Origin of the sequence: Psychrobacter sp. AOP22-C1-C5, from assembly GCF_052378885.1 — a bacterium.
Taxonomy (GTDB): Bacteria; Pseudomonadota; Gammaproteobacteria; order Pseudomonadales; family Moraxellaceae; genus Psychrobacter.
Window position 1 is genome coordinate 167,733 of the sequence record NZ_JBQSYC010000003.1, and the last position, 23,594, is coordinate 191,326.

The following is a 23,594-nucleotide window of genomic DNA, read 5'->3' on the forward strand; positions in this document are numbered from 1 at the left end:
AAAGCGATATATAGTGTCTGTATATACTGCTATTATTCCTATTGCTTAATGCTCACAAGGAAGCTCATGGCTGCTAGCGCAGTCGTGGTAACAAATAAAGGTAAACGCTTATGACGCCAGCCATTGATCTTGCTAAAAAACGTGGTCTTGATTACCGATTACACGAATATATTCATGACAGTCAAGCCGCCTCGTTTGGATTAGAAGTCGCTGAAAAGCTTGGGGTTGATGTTACGCAGGTTTTTAAAACATTGGTGGTATCGACAGATGCAGGTGCGCTTGCTGTGGCTATTTTGCCGGTAGATAAAACATTGAATTTTAAGAAAATGGCTAAAGCCTTATCCTCTAATAAATTGCTGTCCTGCAAAAAAGTCCAAATGGCTGACCCCAAGCAAGTAGAGCGTAGCACTGGTTATGTGCTGGGCGGCGTCAGTCCACTAGGACAAAAAAAGCGTTTAACGACCATCATAGATGACTCCGCGCAAGCGCATGCCACGATTTATGTGAGTGGTGGACGCCGCGGCCTAGAGATTGAGCTACCGCCTCTACAATTGGCTGACGCTCTTGCTGCTCGTTTTAGCGCGATTACCGATGACTAAAACGGTTATTATTGATTGTGGATAAATTGAGCGGCTTGTAGTCGCTGATCTGTTATCTTTCCCCCCCACTTTTTTCACTCGTACTTTAAAGGATGTATTTATGCCGCATTTGACCATTCAAGCAACGCCCAATGTCAGTATCGTTCATGAAGAGTCTTTACTCAAATCTTTGAATAAAGCACTATGGGACAGCGGTCACTTTGGTGCACCAGCAGAAATCAAAACCCGTCTCGTCCCGATTGAGAAGTTTTTGGTGGGCATAGAAGATGATGAACAAGCCGATGGTTTTATTTATGCCAGTCTAAAAATAATGACAGGGCGTGATTTGGCAACTCGCAATCAACTAGCGCAATTGTTGGTGGCAGCAATAGAAGCCGAGCTTAACCCAAAACAATCAGGTCGCGCCTCGCTACAAGTATGTGTTGAAGTCGAAGAAATTAGTGCGGTTTATCACAAGAAAATGTTGGGTAGTTAATACTAGAAAATTAATACTGGACAGTTCAAGCGTTTGTGCTGTCCAAGCTTTTTATAAAGCGGGTGCGCTGACTGACTGTAGCGATGACTACTTGGGCGCTAATTGCTTGCATAGGGATTCGCTGGCGTATTTAGGTAGTATCATGGTTTCTATTGTATAGCCTGCAGTTTTGCCGTTGGTTGCCATCAGATTGCGCGCGATACGCAAGCGATATTCTCCGGTCGTGGGTAAGCAGCCTTGATAAACAATACCGCCTTTGGTCCCCTCTTGCGTACCGTTTGGCATGTGCAGGATGCCCACATTGGCGGTTTCAGAAGTCCCTGCCAGTGGCAAAATATTGATCACGGTATACTGCTTACTTTCTGCCTGAAAACGGTACCAATGATCATCTTCATTGGGGTTGAGTTTACCAGTCGTCACGCTAGTGATTGCGCCTTTGGCAAAGTGAATAGGGGTATCGCTGTTTTTAGCAATGGCACTATTAGTGCTTATAATGATAATTGCGGTATTGAGCAACAGCACTCCTAAGCCTTTTGAAGCTAGCGACACGGTTTTATGGTTGATAGGCAACATAATGGACTCCGAATATTGCTACTTATTCTTTTAATAAGCGCAGTGAGTTTTAGTTAAACATAAAAAAGCGCCTAATTGCTAGGCGCTTTTTTTAACGAGCGTGATATAAGTTTTATGCAATCCTAGTCTAGGAAAGCGAAGTTATCAATGTCCATCGATGTCATGCTCTCACTTGGCGCGACCATCGCTTCGGCGTGGCCCGAAGTACGTGGCAATATTTTATCAAAATAGAATTCCGCCGTTTGGACTTTCGCTTTGTAGAATTCCGGTGATTCTACGCCGCCATCTTTGATTTTTTCATAAGCGACAGCTGCCATGCGTGCCCAATGATAACCCATCATGACATAGCCTGAATACATCAAGAAATCTTCTGAAGCGGCTGAGATGATTTCACGATCTTTACGTGCCATCAGCATCAAGCGTACGGTGAGGGTATTCCATTCAGCACATAATTTGGTGAGTGCCCAAACAAATTTACGCATGTCTTTGTCAAGTGCGTACTCGCCACACCATTTCATGATGCTTGAGGTGTAGTCGCGGATAATTTTACCTTTAGACTGCAAGATAACCTTACGGCCAAGTAAATCCAGCGCCTGTACGCCAGTCGTCCCTTCATACAAAGTAGCAATACGAGCATCACGAGCGATCAGCTCCATGCCCCATTCTTTGATATAGCCGTGACCACCATAGATTTGCTGACCATGCTTGGCCGCTTCGATACCCAGCTCGGTCAAAAAGCCTTTTAGGATTGGCGTATAAAACCCAAGTTTGTCATCCCACTTTTCAAATTCTTCGTCGTCACCATTTACGATGCCTTGTGCCATTTTATCAGCGTAGCGAGCAGAGTGATAAATCATTGAGCGGCCACCTTCAGCGAAGGCTTTTTGCGTCAATAACATACGGCGTACATCAGCGTGATGAATAATGGCATCGGCAACTTTTTCAGGCTCTTTGGTGCCTGATAACGTACGCATAGAACGACGCTCTTTGGCATATGGCAAGGCATTTTGGAACGCCAATTCAGTATGCGCTAGACCTTGGATACCAGTACCGATACGAGCAGTATTCATAAAGGTGAACATGGCTTTTAGGCCTTTATTCGGCTCACCGATCAGATAACCCGTCGCACCATCGAAGTTCAATACGCACGTAGAAGAAGAGCTGATACCCATTTTGTGTTCGATTGAACCACAAACCACGGCATTACGTTCACCCAATTCACCTCCTGCATTAGGCGTGAATTTTGGTACAATGAACAATGAGATGCCGCGTGTGCCTTCTGGCGCATTTGGCAAACGAGCCAACACGATGTGAACGATATTTTCTGTCAAGTCGTGCTCGCCACTTGAGATAAAAATCTTAGTGCCGCTGATTTTATAAGTACCGTCATCTTGTGGAATGGCTTTTGATTTGACCTGTCCTAAATCGGTACCACACTGCGGCTCAGTCAAGCACATGGTGCCAGCCCAAGTTCCTTCAACCAGCTTAGGCAGATAAATCGCTTTTTGCTCGTCTGTTCCATACTGCAATAATGTGTTGGTACAACCGATAGATAGACCAGAATACATCGCCCATGGCCAGTTTGCAGTACCGATCATCTCACCTTTGATAAGGTTAATCGACATAGGTAGATTCATACCGCCATATTCTTCAGGATATGAGATACCTTGCCAGCCACCTTCGACAAACTGATTGTACGCTTCTTTGAAACCTTTTGGTGTTGTCACCACGCCATTTTCAAAATGACAGCCTTCTTCATCAGCAGACTGATAGATAGGAGCAATGACATTTTCGGCAAAATCAGCCATGCCTTGTAATATCATGTCGATGGTTTCGGGGTCGGCGTTTGCGCCATTGTCCAAGTCTTTATAATGCGTCTGAAAGTCAAAAACATCGTTAATCAAGAACTTGATATCACGCAAAGGTGCTTTGTAAGTTAACATAGTCGCTCTCTTTAGTTATTCGTTATCTTAGGTAGTCGGCTTAGTTGGTAAGCCCTGATTGGTATAGACAGTTTATATAAACGATTGTTTGATTATTTTGGATGAAACTAGACAATAACACTGGTCGTTACTTGAGTTTGTTAAAAACAGATGATTTTTTTTGAGTAATGTTAAGGCTTTCTCGATAGAAAGCGGCCGTCACAGTAGTAATAGCAGTATAAGTCTTATATGACGACAAATATATAACTAATAACTAATATTCATTGCAATCGTATAAAACGTAAATAATAAGTTATGAATAAATCGGTTTGGCTTTTATGACTGTTCATTGAACAGTACGTATTTGTCTTTAGCATTGGTTTTAACACACGACAGATATACGTATTTATAGTATAAGGAGCGCCAGTGATGGGTGAGTCGACACGCAAGCCCCAGCAAGATTCTTGGCTGATAGAACTGCTTGCTCGCATAAAAACACTGATTGGTGGTGAGCTGTCTCATCTACTGACCGTAAACCGAAGCAAAAGACCTTGGCACATGCCAATTATTGCTGCAATTGCCATTAGTTTCCCTGTATTTGTGGGTGCTTATTTTGGTGACTTGTCCTCAGGGATTAAGGCATCTTTGGGTGCGATGGTGATTTTAAATACGCCGCTCGTTGGCAAACTGCCTTATCGATTGGTGACAGTGATGGCATGGAGCTTTGCCATGTCACTATGTTTTGCGCTGGGTTTGATTGCACAGCAAGTCCCTGTATTAAAATTGCCAGTATTTACTTTAATGGCGTTTGGTATTGTGATTTTGGGTCGCTACTATCGTCAGCCACCGCCCGCTGGATTGTTTGTTATGATGGCAGGTGCTATTGCCCTATTTATTCCTTTGCCTTTAGAAGCACTTATGCCCGCTATGGGGTTGGTAATGCTAGGCAGTGGTTTTGCCTTAATACTGTCGCTGTTGTATTCGTTGTTTTTAGTAGCGACGCGCCCAGCTACACCGACGCCCACTTATAGCTATGAGCCAGACACGCTGGGCGAAAGTATGATCGTGGCAGGTTTTGTCAGTCTGGCCTTACTCATTACCTTGATGTTAAATCTCGCCAATCCATACTGGGCGGCAATCAGCTGCTTTTTAATTATTCAAGGTATTCATTTGCGAACCGTATGGATTAAGCAGATACATCGTCTGCTAGGCACAATCTTGGGCTTGGGGTTAGCGAGTTGGATGCTGGCTTGGGATTTGCCAATATGGGGCGTGGCATCGGCAATCTTGCTCATGATGCTTTGTATAGAATCTTTGGTTGATCGGCATTATGGGCTGGCTGTGATATTTATCACACCACTGACAATATTCATTGCTGAGTATGGCAGCGGGTTGCCTTTTACTGAGCAAGCCTATCAATCCGTAATTCAGGCGCGCTTGTTTGATACAGCAATTGGCTGTTTGGTTGGTCTGGCAGGGGCAGTGGTGATGCATTCAACCAATCTACGCACGCCGTTACGGCGCATGGAAAAATGGCTATTGGCGCGTTTTGAATGACGCGTTTTAGACAATCTTATCTTTATAAAAAGATAGACAAATTTAAGGCGTATACATTGGGTTTATACGCCTTTTTTATGCTTTATTTTATCTATTCTTTATTCAATTCTTCAGTTGCTTGTATTACATCAATACGATGACCCGTCCAACGCTCAAAACTTAAGGCGGCTTGTCCGATAAGCATACCGTAACCGTCAGACGTCTGCGCCCCGCGAGCGGCAAAATGCTGCAAAAATGGCAGCGGGCGTCCATACATTAAATCGTAGGCGTAGTGGCAGTTCAGCTCGGTGCTAATGGGGAGCGTATCATCTGATAAGCCAATAGAGGTGGCGTTTATGATGATATCAAATTGTCCGTCTAATTCGGCAGTGCGGCACGTTTCGATCTGCTGCTCATTGACAGTAGGACTGGCTGCACTTAATTCGTTGACCAGATTAGTCGCTTTGCTCACTGTGCGGTTAGCGATGGTAAGCGCGGCAATACCAGACTCAATCAGCGGCAGTATAATGCCACGTGCTGCACCACCTGCGCCAATAAGGGCAACGCGAGCGCCTTTGAGTGGCCATTTCAAACTTGTCATGTGATTGACCAATCCTTGACCGTCTGTATTATCGCCATAAATGGCTTCTGTTACTGGCACACCCTGATTTAGCAACGCTTTATTTAGCAGCAGTGTATTGACAGCGCCTGCCACTTTGGCATGCTCTGATAACCCGCCTCGCGCCACACAGCAATCATAAGCAACTTGTTTGAACGGAACAGTCACATTGGCACCCACGCCGCCACCACAGAAAAACGCTTCAATAACTGCCGTAAAACTGGCCTCATCATCGGGACAATACTGACGTTGGTAACGAATATCAATGCCTACTTGGGCGGCAAATAACGTGTGGATTTGGGGGGATTTGCTGTGGGCAATCGGATTGCCAATAACAATAAAGTGCTGAGTCATAAACGCTCCGCTGGCGGTAAAAAGTAAAATTTATGAATAAGAGCGTCGTTTAAGCTCATCGTGCAACATTACTTATCATAAGGGATACCACGATATTTAACAAACCTTAGACTGAGTGAATAACCATATGAATCAGAAGAAGGTTTTGGCATGTAGGCCTTTAACAAATCTGTACTCTCTTGGAGTGTTATCCGTAACGTAAAGGGTAGTCAAGTGTTAAGCAGTTGGGTAAACTATAGATTGTAAAAAATAGGGTCTACTCTAGTGATGGTTCGGTTATAAGAAGTTTCGACCCAAGAAAGTTTGCCAATAAAAACATTGTTCGTTATCAGCGGCATATCTGCTCGCTCGTTAATACTATTTTGAGATCAATCTAAAAGTGTGAGTAAATTGTCCATGTGGAATAATAACCTACAGACCCTTCTGGTCGGTATGATAATGGCAGTAGGTGTGTCGTTGAGTGGCTGTGATGGTAGTCAAAACGATGCTCAAAATCAAGACGCTAATGCGGACACCAGCGAAACGGCAGTTGCCAATAATGCGCCAGCAAAAGGCAGTGCTTCTGTGAATGCTGACCTAGATGGGGCGACTGCTCAGCAAGCCACGCCAGTGAGATACGATGTCACAGCATGGAGTGAGGACAAGGTCACGCCGCTCAGTATTGATGAATTAGACGGTATCAAAGCGACTTTTGGTAAAGTGGTAAGCACGGATGAAAACAGCTTAGATTACGCCAGTAATGCCGCTACTAAATATCGCTTTATGCAGGCCGATGCGCCTTATTTAGACATTATTGATTCTGAAAAATACCTCGAGCTTGGTTGGTACTATGCTAATCCTACCGACACTGACAAAGAAAAAGAGCTGAGCCAAAACCATGCCAAAAAGGCATACAAGCTTGCGCGTCAGTTAATGGGCGATGAGGGTGGTAAAATGGTTGGTGATATGCTCATCAATCAAATCATTAAAAACAAAGTCGTTGGTGGGCAAAAAGTAGAACTGGCAAAGTGTGAGTTTTACAGCTGTATGCTGGTCATCAATAAAGCTGACGCCCCAAAAGACAATACCTAGGCTGTGGCAATCACAATGCCATCGGCGAACGGCTGGCTATGTCTACATACATCAGATGACAGGGCAGATGATTCTCATCTCTCCTTGTCATTAGACAATCGGGGACTGGCATATGGTGATGGTTTTTTTACTACCATGGGCGTCGTTGATGGCAAGATACTGTGGTTGGATCATCATCACCAACGCCTCACCTCCCATGCCAGTGCCTTGCAAATTGAGTTAGACAGCCATTCTGTAATAACTGCCTTACAACGCCATGCTCAGCGTTTACCACGAGGCATGCTCAAACTTATAGTAACGCGTGCCGCGCAAGACATTCGTGGTTATGGCTATAAATCAAGCGCATCTGGAAGCGCTTGCGAGGTTTGGCTAAAATCCTCACTAATGACTGTCGCTACTGAGAAGCAAATCCACTTGGCTGATAACCAACCAATTCCTATACAGTCTGCCAGTACTGCTGTTTGCTTGTCTTCACGAATCGCTTGCTTACCGCCACCGCTAGCAGGTCTCAAAAGCCTTAATCGACTCGATACTGTGCTAGCAAGTGCTGAGCTGCAACGCATCAAAGCAGATTTGCTAAAAGGCAAGTCGTCAGAGTCTCATGCGGCATTAGATATTGGTGAAGGACTGGTGCGCGACATGAGCGGTCATTGGGTTGAGGGCACAATGAGCAATGTGTTTTATCAACTGGTAGAGGAGCCTGCGTCTTTGCGCGTATCAAAGGCACGCTCATCAGAACCAACAAATCTGAATGACAACCCCATTAATTATTTAACCAAAGGTCAATGGTACACGCCATCTATGGCACAATCGGGCGTGGCTGGCGTGATGCGGCAAGTGATTATCGATGCTTTATCCAACACAAATAGTCCCGTTATTATAAGGTCGTTACAAGATGAGGATTTACCTCGATTAAAGCGGCTGTTTTTTTGCAATGCGCTGCGCGGCATCATGCCGATGAGCAGTTTGATGTTATTAAATAATGCCATAGTAACAACGTCCGTATAAAACACTATTTTTTATCGAAAATATTAAATTTAGTGTCTATCAAATCATCATAAAACAGTTCAATGTCTTCGTTTCTGTACATGTCTCGAGCTTGCAAAATAGCAGAGGAATCATCTATAGCGACTACTTCAACAATGCAGCTCATGGTTTCAACGATTTCTACTTGATAGGTGGTTAAGCCTGTTGTGTTGTTCATTGCCGCTCTCACTTTTGCTAAATGTGCTGTGACCGTGATCGTAGCAAAAGCAATTTAGAGGAGTGATCGTCTTTTGTTATGAAAACACGAGAAGCGTTTAATACAATTTGCGATAGTGACCACGGCTCAAAAACTCAATCATGCCTTTATCTCGCAAGACCTGTAATTGCTGACGGATTTTGTCAGGAATATGGTTGTTGTCAGGGTGTTTAAGTTTTAATTCCTCTGTAAAAGCATAAACCTGATTTAAAGAAAAGGTAGTATCGAGCCTATCAATATATTGCAGTATGTCCAATGTCCAGCCACGCGATGCTGTGGATTGTTCGCGTAAAAATAAGGTTTTTTGAAACTGTTGAGTGACGTTTTCGCGCGCTATCACTTGCTGGTTTTTGACTAAAAACACTTTTCCGGATTCGGGTACGTGTCGCAAGTTGATATTACAGCCAACCCAACCTGCGCGTTTGGCAGTGACTGATAAAGGTTTACGCTGAATAATAATATCGGACGTAAAAAACTGCTTGGGAATAATCAAAAAGTTATTAACGGTCAGTTCTTTAGAGTACGTTAAAAAGAAAAAACTTGGATTATTTGTACTATTGATGCGTTCAATCATCGTTTTATAAGCGCCATCATTGATAACATTGCTTATTTTTCCCTGTTTACTTTTGAGCTCATACTGCTCGTCACAATTTGAGCAATAAAAATCAGCGACAGGTTGGTTGTTTGCGTATTCGAATAAGGGCTCGGCATTGCAATTAGGACAATAGCTTTGATGAGCGACCCACGCTTCACTCAATACTCGAATGATCTGACTGGGTGAGCGATAGTTTTTAGCAAGACTTTGGTCAAAATTTAGATTCATCATAAGTTTTCGTTAGTAATATAGGGTCGCAGAAATGCCTGTAAAAGGTGAGAATATTAAGCCACACTTTTTAGTGTCAGTATCAAGTTAATGCATAAGCTAAGCAAATAACATTGAAAATCAGACGTTTCAATGCTAAATTCTAGCAAACATCTGCCTCGCGAGTTGCCATGAGTAAGCTTACCCCTGAAACGCCTCCTGAACGTCCTAACACACCATTGAATAAACAAGATGACACCGCACTACCAGATTCACAACCAGTAAAAGATGGAATAAAGGATACGCCAGCCACAGACGTCTCGCTCATCAGTGGGGAGAGTAAACCACGTAAATATAAAACGGACAATCAATCGTTTTTTATGCAGCGTGGTTATCAGATATTGCTCGTGCTAGGACTGATTGCGGCGTTTTTCTTAGCAATGGTCTATCAAACCTTATTTGGTCGTATTGAGCAGCCACAGCAGATGGTCACCATTGAGCAAGGTCAGACCTACTATGGCTTGTTACCTCAGTGGCAACAACAGATTCCGCTTTTTTCTGCCAGTGTGGCCAAGCTTTATATAAAGTCACAAGTGGATGCACCTCTGCATGCAGGGATTTATCAATTGCCAGAAAACCCAACCATCGCTGAAGCGCTACAGGTGCTCGAACAAGGTGCAAAAGCGGCCATGGTAAAGGTACAGATTATCGAAGGAAAAACCTCTAAAGATTTATATCAGACGTTACGTGATAATCCAGGCATCAAAAAAGAAGTGCTGACCGCTGACAGCGATAATGAAAGTATTGCTCAAGCGTTGGATTTGGTTGGTATACTGCCAGATGCGGTGATCAATAGTAATGATCCTATCGTCAATCACAATCTTGAGGGTTGGTTTGCTCCTGATACTTATTATTATGGGGAAGGCACCAGTGATAAGCAGGTATTGACAGATTTATACAAACGTCAACAGCAAGCGCTAACGAAGGCTTGGGGAAACCGTGCGCCAGATTTGCCTTATAAGAGTCCTTATGAAGCACTGGTGATGGCCTCTATTATCGAAAAAGAAACCAGCGTACCTGAGGAGCGTCCTTTAGTATCCGCCGTGTTTAATAATCGTATGAATAAAGGCATGCGTATGCAAACGGACCCTACTATTATTTATGGTATGGGCAGTCGTTATGAAGGCAATATTCGCCGCCGCGACATTGATGAAAAAACGTCATATAATACTTATCAAATTGACGGTCTACCGCCAACACCAATTGCACTACCTTCTGCGTCCTCTATAGAAGCGACCTTGCATCCCGCTGATAGCGAAGTATTGTATTTTGTGGCAACGGGCACAGGTGGACACAAATTCACCAATAGTTTGGCGGAGCACAATCAAGCCGTAAAAGAATATTTGAGCGTCATGCGTGAAAAAAGAGCGCAAACGCCGCCGCAGTAAGTTGTTTTTTGCGCCATCACTCATCAAATCACCTATCATCTAATGAGTGTTATATAAAAGATATAACGCTTATTAGTGGCACAAGGTCATATCATGTCAGCATCTTTGCAAGCCAATTCTGCCTTATCTAGTTCATCGCTATCTCATCAATCATTCAACCCGTCTCAAACTTCTACAGCATTCACTCAAGGTCGTTTTATTAGCTTTGAAGGCACCGAAGGCGTGGGCAAAACGACGGCGATTGAGCATCTGTGCACGCGCTTACACGATAATGGTATCGAATATCTGCGTACTCGTGAGCCAGGTGGCAGTCCATTTGCCGAGCGTTTGCGCGAAATATTGCTCGATCCTGCGACTGACATTACGGACGACACCGAGTTATTGCTGCTGTTTGCGGCGCGCTGCGACCACATGCAGCAAGTGATTTTGCCAGCACTGCGACGCGGTGTCTGGGTGATATGTGATCGGTTTACCGACTCGACCATCGCTTATCAAGGTTTTGGACGTGCGCATGGTGACGATATTATGCGTGCCAAGATTGACGGGCTTATCAGTCAGTTTGTGCCGCAACTGCCAGATTTGACAGTGTGGTTGGATTTGCCAGTATCAGAGGGCATGGCACGTGCTAACAAGCGTAGCGCTGCTGATCGGTTTGAGCAGCAAGCCACTGAGTTTTTTACTTGGGTGCATAAAGGCTTTAGCAGCCTTGCGGTCGAATACCCGATGAGGATTCAGCGCATCGATGCGTCTGGTACAGCAGATGAAGTGAGCGCACGAGTATGGCAAACCGTGCAAGTAAAACTCATACTAGGTGCACGCGATTATTGACGTATCGATTTTATTTTAAACCGCTTATATAAAAAAGCCCCAACATCGCGTTGGGGCTTTTGTGTTTTAAGAGCATTCGATACAGAGCGACTTATGGCTTATCTGCGTTGTTATCTAAGCTTGTTTGTTCTGCACTTTTATGACTATCAACATTGGCGTTGGTGCCAGCATCTTGTCCAGAGTCGGGCAGACGGTTTGGGTCAAGCGCACCTTTTTTGTTTTTCGGTGCATTGCCATTAGTGCTGCTAGTCAAAGAAGCCTTAGTTTTTGACGTTGCTGTCGAGTTGGCAGACATCACACCCTTATTGAGAGTATTAGCAGCAGCATCTTTCGACTCGGCTACTTTATCATTGGTGGTTTTTGCTGCGCTCGTTGAGGGTTCTGAGCTGCCTAGTTTCGTTAATGAGTCATTGACAGCATGTTGCTCGTTCTCTTTTTCCATACCGACCACAAACTCTGGCTTTATCGTTTGAGCATCATCATCGCTTAGCTCTTTTTCTTTACGCTTTTCAGGAGCTTTTGAATTGGACTCAAAGTTAGCATCTGCCGCCATACGTGCTTGTTCTTGTTTCGGGGTCACATCCACTGGTTTTGGCTGCACTTCGTCTTCTACCACTAACGAGATAAGCTTACGATCACGCGGTACATTGCCATCGAACTTGTCTGTAATGACGTGCAGCTTACCTTCTTTGTCTATGGTGTAAAGCGGGACAAATTGCTTATTATCAGCTTTGTACTGCTCAAAACTGTAGCTATCAGTGATGTTGGTAATTTTGATACGGGCTTTTTTTGATAGCATGCTGGCAAGCTTGGTATATGTCACATCTTTGCCAAATAACCACTGCGAATGAAAATTTGATTGCTTGTCATCACGCTCACTTCTGACTTTTTCGTCACTGAACTTGAGACGATACAATTTGCGCTCGCCGAATTCATGACGGTAATGAATCTCAGACAAAGTATTCATCTCTTTATCCATACTCATAGCAAATAGACGACCAATACCGATCAGATCAAGATGACGATCCGCATGATCAGAGATGGGGTTGCCAAAGTAGGTACGCAAGCCACTCATACGCGCGCGCGCAATGTTGGTATAGTTATTATGCGCGACGATGACATCAAAACCTTGATCTTTTAAAGAGGTAGCAACCAAAAGCGCTATCGGGTTTGAGCCGACGATGAGAATACCATTGGTCTCAGGTTCACGTACACCCAGCAAGTTGCCGACTATTTTTGCGCCTAAGCCTTGAATCATCACGGTGCCGATGATGACCATAAATACTAAAGGCACCAGTAGCTCAACGCCTTGGATATCATACTCTTGCAAACGAATCGCAAACAGCGACGAAATAGCAGCGGCGACGATACCGCGCGGTCCAATCCAGCTAATCATGAGCTTTTCATTGGTTCTAAGGTTCGAGCCAATCGACGATGCCCATACCGACAATGGACGCGCCACAAACATCACAATGGCGAGTAATACTAAGCCTGCAAAACCAACACTGAGTAAGCTCGCCAGCTCTACACGAGCCGCAAGAATAATAAAGAGCACTGAGATAAGTAAAATGGTCAATGATTCATTGAACTCAAGAATCGTCTCGCGTGGGAATTTAGGCCAATTTGCCAAAGCCACGCCCAGTACTGTGACCGTCAATAATCCAGATTCATGTTCTAAATGGTTGGATACAGAGAACAAGACCAAGACGAAGGCAAGGGTGAAAACATTGCGCAAAAACTCAGGAACCATATGGCGGCGCATGAGAAATGCCAGAAGCCAAGCACCTGCCATGCCAAGCGCTGTCGCCAATACAACGATTTTGGCAAACAGCAATATACTACTGGCTTCGCCGCCTGAGATAATATATTCATAGACCAGCACCACAGCGATCGCGCCGATTGGGTCAATGATAATGCCTTCCCATTTTAGGATATTGGATATTGTCTTGTTGGGACGCACACTACGCAGTAGCGGCATAATGACGGTTGGGCCTGTAACGCAGACCAGCGCACCAAATAGCAGAGCAATCAGCGGATCGACATCAAATAATAAATAAGTCGATAAAGCAACGATAGCGATGGTGATAAGGACACCAACAGAGACCAACATCTGCACCACTGTACCATGCTGCTTAATCTCCTCAAACTCTAACGTCAACGAGCCTTCAAATAAGATAATAGCCACGCCCAAAGATATGAAGGGGAACATCAGCTCTCCCAGTACCAAGTCAGGGTCAAAAACCCCCAACACAGGTCCCACGACAATGCCAATCAGTAATAAAAATAAAATGGACGGTTGCTTTAAATACCAAGCCAACCATTGGGCAGCAATGCCAATCCCAACCACGCCAGATAATAATAGGGCGGTATCCATAAGTTAATCCTTTTATATTCTTGTCATATTTTATATCTATCAATAGTATTTATAGAAAAATGACCATCGGTAGCCTAACGAATAGACGCCTTTATCTAGAGTGGTCAATTTCTACAGAATCTGAGCTACAACAATGATAGCCATCATGAATCACAACATGAGCTAAATATGATATATATACTATAAAGTAGTAAAGACATAAGCATTCCCAGACATATAGCGTCATTATAGGAATGCAAAAGTTGAAAATAAGAGTGATGACTGCCAATTTGATAAACTTACCGTCAGTAAATTTAACGTTTGTTTTATTTAGAAGGTATTTGGCTTGCTATCATACCATGATTTTATTTCTTACTTACTATGACTGGACATCGTGCAGCGCTGTCAGTCAGCTATAGTCGATATTCAATAAAATAGATACGCGACATTACAATATATGACTGATACAAATGTTTCTTACTTGCTGCGTCGTTGCTACCAGAGGCGACAAAAAACCAATTTCAGCCACGCTGTATTTTTTATATTGGCCCATATGAAGGTGACGTCGTCTAAGATCGCCTGAGCTTGCATAAGATACGACCGATAACAGCCAATACGGCTCCTAATAATAATTAACCATTTATACAGAGGACGATATGCCTATCAATATGTTCAAAGCGCACTCTACATCTAGTATGCAGCATTGGTTGCAACGCGGTACGCTCGCGCTTGCTGTCAGCACAGCGATGGCAACTGGTGTCATTGCCACTGCCATGACTTCTGCTCAAGCAGCAGTAACCACCGCCGACTTTTCTGGCCTAGTACAACAAGTCACGCCAGCGGTTGCCCGCGTGAACGTCACAAAAACAGTTAGTGAGGCCGAGCTTGCTAAGGCGCAGACGGCTGAATTGCTGCGTCAGTTCTTTGGTGATCGTCTGCGTATCCCCGATCAGGCTGCCACGCCAGCGATCGAACACGCTTATGGCACTGCTTTTTTTATCACATCTGATGGTTATATGTTGACCAATCACCATGTGGTAGAAGGCGCTGACAAAATCACAGTCACGCTTAACGACAGAACAGAGCTAGATGCGACTTTGATTGGTAGTGATGAGCGCTCTGATGTGGCCGTGCTCAAAGTTGCAGGCGGTCAGTTCCCAGCACTACCCATTGGGGACTCAAATGCGTTAAAAGTAGGGGAGCCAGTCCTTGCCATTGGTTCACCATTTGGGTTTGATTACTCAGCGTCTGCAGGTATTGTCAGCGCCAAATCACGTAGCTTCTCGCGTGACATCAGTGTACCCTTTATTCAAACAGATGTGGCACTCAACCCTGGCAACTCAGGCGGTCCGCTATTTAATCAGCGCGGCGAAGTCATCGGTATCAACTCACGTATCTTTAGCGGCACTGGCGGTTATATGGGACTGTCGTTCTCGATTCCGATTGACGCGGCTATGGACATCTATGAGCAGCTAAAAAATGATGGTGAAGTGGCGCGCGCTTATTTGGGTATTTATCCACAAGATATCGATCGCAATTTGGCTGAGGCTTATAATTTGGCTCGCCCGCAAGGCGCTTTACTGACCCGCGTATCACCAGACTCACCAGCACAAAAAGCAGGCCTAAAATCGGGCGATATCATTCTGCAATATAATAATGTGCAGATTATGCGTGCCTCAGATTTGCTAAACTTGCTCAATCGTGCCAAGCCTAGTGATTCTTTCCGCGCTCAGATTCAGCGTGATGGTCAGCAAATGCTCGTGAGCGGTAAACTCGAACAGGCGCCCAGTGATGTCAGAGCGCAAGGTGGCGACCAGCAGAATAACGGGGTGCAGCTGGGTTTACGTCTACGTAACCTGACACCAGATGAACAAGCAGAAATCAGCACAGATAAAAAATCCGGTATCTTAGTGACTACCGTGGACCCGACTGGCTTGGCCGCGCGCTCTGGTATCTTGGCAGGGGATGTGATTACCAATTTTCATCAAAAGTCGATTAAAAAAGTAACGGATTTTTCAGATGCTATCTCATCCTTGCCCGAAAAGGGGGTAGTGACCATTGAGGTGGTTCGCCAAGGCGTCCCAGCTATTATTGGCTTACGCATTGAGTAGGTGATGAGCGTCAGTACTGAACGTCAGTATCAAGTATGAATAGGAAGCGTCAGTACTGATGCAGCGGTAACATAGCCATCGAATCATCGAACCATTAAAGATAGCTTAGCCGTTAGTGTTAATAATTGTACTTGTCTATCACAAAGCTTGACCTCTATAATGGCTGATTTTTTTGGCAAATGACTGAAAACGACGAAATACCGTCATCAACTTATTTCGCGAGTGATTTTATTTATTGCTCAATACGTTCTAACATAGGATAAGCCGCTTGCTCGGCTCATATTCTTACGTAACCATCAGGTAATTATGACTGACCACGCTTTTTACATACTAAGTAGCTCTACGGCAGCAGCCTTGCTGGCGTATATAGTACTGTGGTCAGGACTGCAAACGTTCAATGCCAATCCAACCAAGCGCTTTTTGCGCATTTGGATTAAGCTCATGCTGTATTATGCCGCCTATACGATGCCAGTTTGGGCGGCACTATTGATCTTGAGTTGGTCGCAAGCGGCACTACCGATATGGGTGCAAACCTCAACGCCACTCATGTTAATAGTCCTATTGGCGATGGGTTTGTATTTTTTTACCGTCATTGTACAGCCGAACCGTCTGCGTCTAGAGCCTCATTCGATTGACTTGGGCTTATCCACACCACTTACGATCGCTGTATTGGCCGATCTGCGTATTGGACTGTATAGCGGCAAGCCTCGCCATATTCGCAAGCTGGTCGCTACCATCAATGCGTTGTCAGCAGATGCAGTACTGATTACTGGTGACTGGTTGTATTATCCAAGTGCTGATTTGGTTGGGCAACTCATGCTGTTTAAAGGACTGAATAAGCCAGTTTATACAGTAATGAGTGTCTCAGATTTGCGTTATCAGTCGATTAATACAACCAAGCAGGGCCAGCCTTTATTAGAGGATACATTGGCCAGTGCCTTTGATGTATTAGATATCAGTTATATCGGTCAGCAGTGTACTTCGTTGCCTTTAAAATGCGCGGTAACTGCAAATGCTCACTCAGTAAAACATCCAGCATTAGCGAACCAAGTAAAACATCATATAAATAACCAGAATTTTATTAAGCAAAAGAGTATAGAAGGTAATCCTATTGTCGCATTGCTTTGCGGCTGGCAAGAAAATCCTAAACAACTCCCTGGCCTTGAGTTACCAAGTACTGCTGAGAAAGCCGCGCTCAGTGACGAGATTGCGCAAGCCGAGCAGCCTATTATTATCTTAGCATCACGATTTGATAGCATTAACCATTTGCCAAAGTCTTCGCAACCGCGACCTTTACTGATCACTGGAGCAGCAAAAGCGACTCAAAAAAACATACGGTTGGCGCAAAAACAAAAAGATATCCAGCGTCATAACAAGCAATCAACATTGCTGAATAACAACCGCATGAGTAAACAGCGCGGTTTATACCAGTACAGCAGCGCCCAGATATTTGTCAGCAGTGGTATCGGCACGCGAGGCTTGCCTTTTCGGTTGTATCGTCCTACTATCGATGTGTTGACGATTCGTTAATGACGTCCAAAATCTGACCGTCACTCATTTATTGAGTCAATTGATTGATAGCGGTCAAATCAAAATATGCTACACTAGCAGGCGTTTTTATTATTATAGGTTTATTATTTGGTAGGCAGAATTAGAGATTGGCGAAAATGTCGCCGATACTGATTTGAGGGCACAAAATCTATGTTCTCAGTGTCTCTACCATAACCAAATACTCAGTATTAATATCAAGCAAAATGTTATCGAGCAAGAAATTGTCAATAAGGCTTATGATTGCACAAATTTATAAGTGCTGATATGACAATGGATACTTGCAAACGACCTATCATGTGACAGCTTTGACAAAAGCTAGGATAATACAGTAAGGCACGGTTATGAGCACAGCATACGACGAGATCAAAACCCGACTACAAGGCTCAATGGTAGCTTTGGTAACGCCCATGCATCCTGACGGCACGGTTGATTATAAACGTCTGGCAGACCTCATAGATTGGCAGATTGAGCAAGGCACGCATTGTCTGGTTGCTGTTGGCACCACTGGTGAGTCAGCGACATTGTCTATGCAAGAGCACAGCGATGTTATTCGCTATTTTGTCCAGCATGTCAAAGGACGCGTCCCAGTCATCGCTGGCACAGGCGCTAACAACACAACTGAAGCGATTAAGTTGACTCAAGATGCGGCAGACGCTGGCGCAGACTGTGCTTTATTGGTAGCCCCTTATTACAATAAGCCACCGCAAGAAGGCTTATATCAACACTACAAAGCAATTGCCAAAGCAGTGAATATACCGCAGATGCTTTATAATGTGCCGGGACGTACGGTCGTTGATATCGCTCAAGAAACGGTTGAACGCTTAGCGGATATCGAAAATATCGTTGCGATTAAAGATGCGACTGGTTCTGCTGTTCGCGGTGAGCAATTGATCAAAGCCGTTGGTGATAGAATCGTCGTATTATCGGGCGATGATGGCACGGCACTGGAATTGATGAAATTCGGTGGTAAAGGCAATATCTCGGTGACAGCCAACGTAGCACCAAAAGCCATGAGCGACGCCTTCGCAGCAGGTTTACGTGGTGATTTTGACGCCGCTCATAAAGTCCATGACATCGTCAAACACTTACACCGTGACTTGTTTATTGAGTCAAGTCCTATCCCAGCAAAATACGCTTTGCATAAAATGGGCATGATAGATAAAGGTATTCGCTTGCCGCTAGTGTGGCTCGCTGAACGACATCATGCAACTATTAATGAAGCTTTAGTAAAAGCCAACTTACTTTAAAAATCAAACTGGTAACTGCCAAATCTACGACCAACATTGTAGGCTTGGTAACAGCCTCTAAGATTTTACAAAACGATAAGCCAATTGCCTAAATGAGCAATTATTGCTAACTCAGAGAGATAACCTGATGACAATATCATCGAAGACAGTATCATCGACGACTGCAAAACTATTCCCTGCAATGCTGACTGTAGTTTTGGGCAGCGCTGTGGTATTGAGCGGCTGCCAAAGTGCAAAAAACTTACTTGGCAAGCGTGACAACGGCAGCTTAGAGTACCAGCAAAGCAAAAAGCTTGCGCCAATAGCCCTACCAGCTGACAAAGAAACGGCTCCCTTTGTACCTTTGTACCCAACGCCTAATGCAGGGGCAAACACGCTCACATTACAGAACGAATCTGGTAGCCAGTATCAACTGCCAAAACCTCAACGTACTGTAAGTACTCCTTCAAACTAACTCTATTTTCCAATTTGTACCGCTGGTTTTTTATTGTTATTAATTTGAATAAAATTAATACAGTAATACAAGACTCAGCGGTCGCTGCGCGTTTTTACCACATAAGCTTGAACGAACAGGAACTCCTCTCATGCAAAAGCAACAATTGCTCTATAAAGGCAAAGCCAAATCTGTCTATGAAACAGAAGACAACGATCTTTTGGTTCTACATTTCCGTGATGATACCTCAGCGCTTGATGGTAAGCGTATCGAACAATTGGCACGTAAAGGCGTTGTCAATAACCGCTTTAATGCCTTTATTATGCAGAAGTTGGCGGATGCTGGCATCGAAACGCATTTTGAAAAGCAGCTGTCTGATGACGAAGTGTTGGTCAAGCGTTTGGATATGATTCCAGTTGAATGTGTGATGCGTAACTTTGCGGCAGGCAGCTTGGTTCGTCGCTTGGGTTTAGAGGAAGGACAAGCATTGACGCCGCCTACTTACGAACTGTTTTATAAAGATGATGCGCTTGGTGATCCAATGGTGAATGAATCCCTTTCTGTGTCACTTGGCTGGGCAACCAAAGAGCAGTTGGCAGAAATGGAAGCACTGACGCATAAGGTGAACGATGTGTTAACCGCTTTGTTTGATGCAGGTGATTTGGTACTGGTCGACTTCAAATTAGAATTTGGTGTATTCCACAATCGTATCGTTCTAGGTGATGAGTTCTCACCAGACGGCTGCCGTATTTGGGATAAAAATACCAAGAAAAAACTGGATAAAGATCGTTTCCGTCAATCATTGGGCGATGTGATCGAAGCTTATGAAGAAGTCGCCAACCGTATTGGTGTGCCACTGAGCTAAGGATTTAATATCCAGCGTCAAAAAAAACTGAGCCTTGTGCTCAGTTTTTTTATGGCATTATATTAATGTTGGTTCCGTAGTGAGGACTTTAATGTTGGGTTGTAGAACAATGGTAGCAATAGGGTGAATTATCGTGATAATCGTAGTGTAATTCATGGTGTACCTACCATACATATCCTATTTGTGATCGGTATGCTACATGTAAACCGTACTCAAGATTTACTTTAAGTCCAACATGTTGCGGTTATTTTAAATTCTTTGACTTCTGATTTTTTCAAATAATCTATTCCATTTTGATGACAAGTTGAACTTATCCAATCATAACAAGAAGGTTCAAACTGGTTTAATGCTTCAATAATTTCAGAACGTGGGAATATATCGAAGTGATAAATGCGACCGTCTAAATGTTGTTCTTGTTTCAATTGAACAACCTTGAACCATTCTGGTATGTTTACTTTTTCATGTGAATCTCTTTCTGATAAATAGTATTCCCAATTCTCCCAAGCCATAATAAGCTCCTTATAAAAAACGTATAAACCATACATGTTCTATCTGTGGTCGGTGCACCATACATGTATCGAACTCTAACTGTATACTCACTATTTCTGATATTCTAGTAACTAATTTGAGAGCGCAATAATATGAGTAATGTAGACGAAAATGATTTGAGTCTTAAGTTTGATATGCTTATAGCTCAAATTATAGCTCAAAAAAGTTCTCAGCCAATTCTTAGGGATATTTTTGGACACTCTAGTGGTGATTGGGTAAATTTTAGAAATTATATAGATGAAGATACTTATAATAATGAATATATGGGGCTAAATGTATATATGTGTTGGCTAAGCGATATCAATGCACCCAACGACCAATGGAGATTGGTTGCTTTCTTCGAAAACAATCAATTGTACTCTCAAATATTAATATTCAATATGAATACCCTTTAGCTTAGAGCTTAATAGAATTCGGTAGTTCATAAAAGTATATCCCAAAACATTTGATTGCTGTAGGCAAGAGGTTAAGTAAAAATGAGAAATAATAAAATACTTATCCTGATCTTGATTGTTTTAGTATTATCATTCTCATATAGATTAATTATTAGATCTATTATGTCGACTATGAGTCTTTAAACAAAGTTTATGACAAATGACTTTATAGTAAGACCAATAAACCTACTAATAGACCACTTAAAATAGACTTATATAATGGAAACACTTATAACAGACTGCTATTCTTATCTATTTATCAATAACCAGCAATAATGAATTTCTTTTTAGTCATAATTATCAATGGTTACCACATACTACCGATATCAAAATTGTAGGCATAGGTTTGTAGCTTAATTCATATTAAAAAACAAACATTGCACCAACAGTGCCTTCAATATCTAATCTTACTTTTATACTAACTTGTTAATGCTCACCCATGTCAATTAGATGATAAAAATAAGAAAAGGTTTCGCTAATGTCCACTGCTTCATCAACTGTTTTAAATCCTAGTTGGTTTACTCGTCTAACCTGTCTATCAGGTAAATTGAATATTTAGTTCGCTTTGTATGATTGACAGAAATGATTGATAATATAGTTTTTAGCGAAATATATTTTAAATACTGACTATATATTTCTGACCATAAGTTTATACACATGTACACCTAAAAACAAACACTAAAGGTTTGTTGGAGAGCCTACAATAAGTCTTACAGGTCTGTAATAACTACTCCTTAATTCTTTAAAATAAGTGATACAAAATGAGTAACGACACAAGATTGACCGTTTACGAGTTAGGTATAATTAAGAATTTCCTGAGAGATCAATTAATATCGATAAAAATAAAAGAATTTTCAGTTGACTATCCAGCTGAAAGTAAAGAAGAAAAGAATGACCGAGCGTGTACTTTTGGATTAGAATTAACGGCAATTAGGGATAAAGTCGAAGTAATGATTTCAAATCGATTGGATGGAAATAACCAACTGATGACAATCTTACCTAATAGTAAATTCATCGCTAAACGTGCTGAAATTTTATAAAAATTAAGCACATTTCTAAATATTAAAACCACGAGAAGTCGTGGTTTTTTTCGTTTCTTTAGCTTAAATGATTAAATAGAAAGTTTGATCATCGTTTGTTACCTTGGTAGCCAAACCAGTTCTATATATGTAGTTCAGTTAGAATATACCCTACCGGAACGATCAAAACAGGCCTCTCAATCAATTAATAAACCACTCAAAACAGACTACGGTTTTTGATCATTTATCAATAATGACTAAGGACAAACTTCTCCCTAACCATAATTATTGATGTTTGCTACAGGGTATTAACATTATCTTTTTAGACACAGGCTTGTCGCTTAACTCGTATAAAAAATCAAACAGAGCGTAAACGTTGTCCCAAATATCTTATCTGATTCTTATGCTACTTTATCAATACTTATTCATATTAATAATCATATAAAAATCAGAAAAGGTGTCTTCTAATGTCAAAATCTACCGCGACCATTTTAGAGCCAGCTTGGTTTACTCGTCCTACCTGCGTAGTGGCTGCTGATTTGGTCGGTAAGGTGCTGTGTAGAAAGCTCATAGATACTGATGGCACGTCCAAAATACTGCGTATGCGCATTTCAGAAACCGAAGCCTACATTGGTGAAGACGACCCTGCTTGTCACTCGCATGCAGGAACACGAACGCCGCGTACTGAGATTATGTATGCGCAAGGTGGCGTGTTTTATGTCTATCTAACCTATGGCATCCATCACTTACTCAATATGATCACGGCGGCTGCCGAGTCGCCTGAGTCGGTTTTGATTCGAGCAGGATTTTTGACAGAGGACAGTGATCGTCTGCTGGATGAAGAGGCACAAAGCCCAGATAAACAGCTGACGCATCCCAAGCAGTTTGCAGGCCCTGGTAAGCTGACTAAGCGCTTACAAATCGATCGCGAGTTATACGGAAAACCAATTTTGCCTGAATCTAACGTATGGGTAGAGGACGATGGTTGTATGCCACCAATATCATTGCGACCACGGATCGGTATTGATTACGCAGGTGACGCTAAGGATTGGCTGCTACGCTATATATGGACGGATCATCCATCTTTATCCAAAAAATAAGCTCATAAATACTGATTTTTATCTTAAAAATTTTTGGAGGTAGAGATATGTATAAACTGACAGTGTTTATCCCCGATGAGGCGTTAGAAATCGTCAAGTCGGCCTTGTTTGCAGCTGGTGCTGGAGCCATTGGTGACTATGAGCAGTGTTGTTGGCAAGTAAAGGGGACAAGACAGTTTATGCCATTGGCAGGCAGTACTCCGCATATTGGAACGCATAACCGTCTTGAAGAAGTAGATGAGTGGCGGGTTGAGATGGTGGTTGATAAAAACGCTATAGAAGCCGTTATTATCGCTTTAAAAGATGCGCACCCTTACGAGACGCCAGCTTACGATGTTATAAAAGTTTTGGATTTTTAATAGGGCTCATGCTGATATAAAAAAGGTCAAATATACCAATGGTTGGTTTATTTGACCGAAAGTAATGACAGGGTGGTGATCTTAAACGCTTAAACGCATCTTA

23 protein-coding genes are annotated in these 23,594 nt (G+C 43.0%); 16 read left to right on the forward strand and 7 right to left on the reverse strand.

The window, feature by feature from the left end; genetic code table 11:
• Nucleotides 1–110 precede the first annotated feature (110 nt).
• On the forward strand, nt 111–599 hold the full coding sequence (gene ybaK, locus ACT3TH_RS05460) for a Cys-tRNA(Pro) deacylase (RefSeq protein WP_444754841.1): 489 nt from the start codon (nt 111–113) through the stop codon (nt 597–599).
• A gap of 100 nt (nt 600–699) precedes the next feature.
• Nucleotides 700–1,074 (forward strand): 5-carboxymethyl-2-hydroxymuconate Delta-isomerase, encoded by a 375-nt coding sequence (locus ACT3TH_RS05465; protein ID WP_444754842.1) that lies wholly within the window; start codon nt 700–702, stop codon nt 1,072–1,074.
• Between the two features lie 87 nt (nt 1,075–1,161).
• Here the strand turns inward: ACT3TH_RS05465 and ACT3TH_RS05470 are convergent, their stop codons facing one another.
• A complete protein-coding gene (locus ACT3TH_RS05470) occupies nt 1,162–1,647 on the reverse strand; it encodes a hypothetical protein (RefSeq protein WP_444754843.1) in 486 nt (161 codons plus the stop codon).
• A gap of 122 nt (nt 1,648–1,769) precedes the next feature.
• Nucleotides 1,770–3,590: an acyl-CoA dehydrogenase C-terminal domain-containing protein gene (locus tag ACT3TH_RS05475; protein ID WP_444754844.1), complete on the reverse strand. Its 1,821-nt coding sequence runs from the start codon at nt 3,588–3,590 to the stop codon at nt 1,770–1,772.
• A 408-nt stretch (nt 3,591–3,998) separates the two neighbouring features.
• On the opposite strand from ACT3TH_RS05475, the gene ACT3TH_RS05480 reads away from it, so the two are divergent.
• Nucleotides 3,999–5,126 (forward strand): FUSC family protein, encoded by a 1,128-nt coding sequence (locus ACT3TH_RS05480; RefSeq protein WP_444754845.1) that lies wholly within the window; start codon nt 3,999–4,001, stop codon nt 5,124–5,126.
• A gap of 91 nt (nt 5,127–5,217) precedes the next feature.
• On the opposite strand, the gene aroE is transcribed toward ACT3TH_RS05480, so the two are convergent.
• Nucleotides 5,218–6,078: a shikimate dehydrogenase gene (gene aroE, locus ACT3TH_RS05485; RefSeq protein ID WP_444754846.1), complete on the reverse strand. Its 861-nt coding sequence runs from the start codon at nt 6,076–6,078 to the stop codon at nt 5,218–5,220.
• Nucleotides 6,079–6,474: 396 nt separating this feature from the next.
• On the opposite strand from aroE, the gene ACT3TH_RS05490 reads away from it, so the two are divergent.
• Both ACT3TH_RS05490 and ACT3TH_RS05495 read left to right on the forward strand, forming a co-directional pair.
• The gene (locus ACT3TH_RS05490) at nt 6,475–7,149 is read left to right on the forward strand and encodes a hypothetical protein (protein ID WP_444754847.1); all 675 of its coding nucleotides are present in this window, start codon (nt 6,475–6,477) and stop codon (nt 7,147–7,149) included.
• A 3-nt stretch (nt 7,150–7,152) separates the two neighbouring features.
• On the forward strand, nt 7,153–8,157 hold the full coding sequence (locus ACT3TH_RS05495; protein WP_444754848.1) for an aminotransferase class IV: 1,005 nt from the start codon (nt 7,153–7,155) through the stop codon (nt 8,155–8,157).
• A 4-nt stretch (nt 8,158–8,161) separates the two neighbouring features.
• On the opposite strand, the gene ACT3TH_RS05500 is transcribed toward ACT3TH_RS05495, so the two are convergent.
• Nucleotides 8,162–8,353 carry a DpnD/PcfM family protein gene (locus ACT3TH_RS05500; protein WP_444754849.1) on the reverse strand — a complete coding sequence of 64 codons (192 nt, stop codon included), beginning with the start codon at nt 8,351–8,353 and terminating at the stop codon, nt 8,162–8,164.
• Between the two features lie 97 nt (nt 8,354–8,450).
• The gene (locus ACT3TH_RS05505) at nt 8,451–9,215 is read right to left on the reverse strand and encodes a DpnI domain-containing protein (protein ID WP_444755115.1); all 765 of its coding nucleotides are present in this window, start codon (nt 9,213–9,215) and stop codon (nt 8,451–8,453) included.
• A gap of 170 nt (nt 9,216–9,385) precedes the next feature.
• On the opposite strand from ACT3TH_RS05505, the gene mltG reads away from it, so the two are divergent.
• Both mltG and tmk read left to right on the forward strand, forming a co-directional pair.
• A complete protein-coding gene (gene mltG / locus ACT3TH_RS05510; protein ID WP_444754850.1) occupies nt 9,386–10,642 on the forward strand; it encodes an endolytic transglycosylase MltG in 1,257 nt (418 codons plus the stop codon).
• Between the two features lie 93 nt (nt 10,643–10,735).
• Nucleotides 10,736–11,470, forward strand: a complete 735-nt coding sequence (gene tmk / locus ACT3TH_RS05515) for a dTMP kinase (RefSeq protein ID WP_444754851.1) — start codon at nt 10,736–10,738, stop codon at nt 11,468–11,470.
• A 91-nt stretch (nt 11,471–11,561) separates the two neighbouring features.
• Here the strand turns inward: tmk and ACT3TH_RS05520 are convergent, their stop codons facing one another.
• The gene (locus ACT3TH_RS05520) at nt 11,562–13,844 is read right to left on the reverse strand and encodes a cation:proton antiporter (protein WP_444754852.1); all 2,283 of its coding nucleotides are present in this window, start codon (nt 13,842–13,844) and stop codon (nt 11,562–11,564) included.
• 674 nt (nt 13,845–14,518) lie between these two features.
• Here ACT3TH_RS05520 and ACT3TH_RS05525 point away from each other — a divergent pair.
• The 5 genes from ACT3TH_RS05525 (at nt 14,519) to purC (ending at nt 20,030) form a co-directional block, all read left to right on the forward strand.
• Nucleotides 14,519–15,934: a Do family serine endopeptidase gene (locus tag ACT3TH_RS05525; protein ID WP_444755116.1), complete on the forward strand. Its 1,416-nt coding sequence runs from the start codon at nt 14,519–14,521 to the stop codon at nt 15,932–15,934.
• Between the two features lie 306 nt (nt 15,935–16,240).
• Nucleotides 16,241–17,464 carry a hypothetical protein gene (locus tag ACT3TH_RS05530; RefSeq protein ID WP_444754853.1) on the forward strand — a complete coding sequence of 408 codons (1,224 nt, stop codon included), beginning with the start codon at nt 16,241–16,243 and terminating at the stop codon, nt 17,462–17,464.
• A gap of 362 nt (nt 17,465–17,826) precedes the next feature.
• Nucleotides 17,827–18,732 carry a 4-hydroxy-tetrahydrodipicolinate synthase gene (dapA, locus tag ACT3TH_RS05535; RefSeq protein WP_444754854.1) on the forward strand — a complete coding sequence of 302 codons (906 nt, stop codon included), beginning with the start codon at nt 17,827–17,829 and terminating at the stop codon, nt 18,730–18,732.
• A gap of 127 nt (nt 18,733–18,859) precedes the next feature.
• Nucleotides 18,860–19,186, forward strand: a complete 327-nt coding sequence (locus ACT3TH_RS05540) for a hypothetical protein (protein ID WP_444754855.1) — start codon at nt 18,860–18,862, stop codon at nt 19,184–19,186.
• Nucleotides 19,187–19,316: 130 nt separating this feature from the next.
• Nucleotides 19,317–20,030 (forward strand): phosphoribosylaminoimidazolesuccinocarboxamide synthase, encoded by a 714-nt coding sequence (gene purC, locus ACT3TH_RS05545; RefSeq protein WP_444754856.1) that lies wholly within the window; start codon nt 19,317–19,319, stop codon nt 20,028–20,030.
• 224 nt (nt 20,031–20,254) lie between these two features.
• Here the strand turns inward: purC and ACT3TH_RS05550 are convergent, their stop codons facing one another.
• Nucleotides 20,255–20,539, reverse strand: coding sequence for a hypothetical protein (locus tag ACT3TH_RS05550; RefSeq protein WP_444754857.1), 285 nt, complete (start codon nt 20,537–20,539; stop codon nt 20,255–20,257).
• A 132-nt stretch (nt 20,540–20,671) separates the two neighbouring features.
• On the opposite strand from ACT3TH_RS05550, the gene ACT3TH_RS05555 reads away from it, so the two are divergent.
• From ACT3TH_RS05555 to ACT3TH_RS05570, 4 genes are all read left to right on the forward strand, one after another.
• Complete coding sequence (locus tag ACT3TH_RS05555) at nt 20,672–20,974, forward strand: hypothetical protein (RefSeq protein WP_444754858.1); 303 nt, start codon at nt 20,672–20,674, stop codon at nt 20,972–20,974.
• An 800-nt stretch (nt 20,975–21,774) separates the two neighbouring features.
• On the forward strand, nt 21,775–22,053 hold the full coding sequence (locus ACT3TH_RS05560) for a hypothetical protein (RefSeq protein WP_444754859.1): 279 nt from the start codon (nt 21,775–21,777) through the stop codon (nt 22,051–22,053).
• 446 nt (nt 22,054–22,499) lie between these two features.
• Complete coding sequence (locus ACT3TH_RS05565) at nt 22,500–23,132, forward strand: DNA-3-methyladenine glycosylase (protein WP_444754860.1); 633 nt, start codon at nt 22,500–22,502, stop codon at nt 23,130–23,132.
• Nucleotides 23,133–23,179: 47 nt separating this feature from the next.
• Nucleotides 23,180–23,491: an NGG1p interacting factor NIF3 gene (locus ACT3TH_RS05570; protein ID WP_444754861.1), complete on the forward strand. Its 312-nt coding sequence runs from the start codon at nt 23,180–23,182 to the stop codon at nt 23,489–23,491.
• Nucleotides 23,492–23,594: the final 103 nt, after the last annotated feature.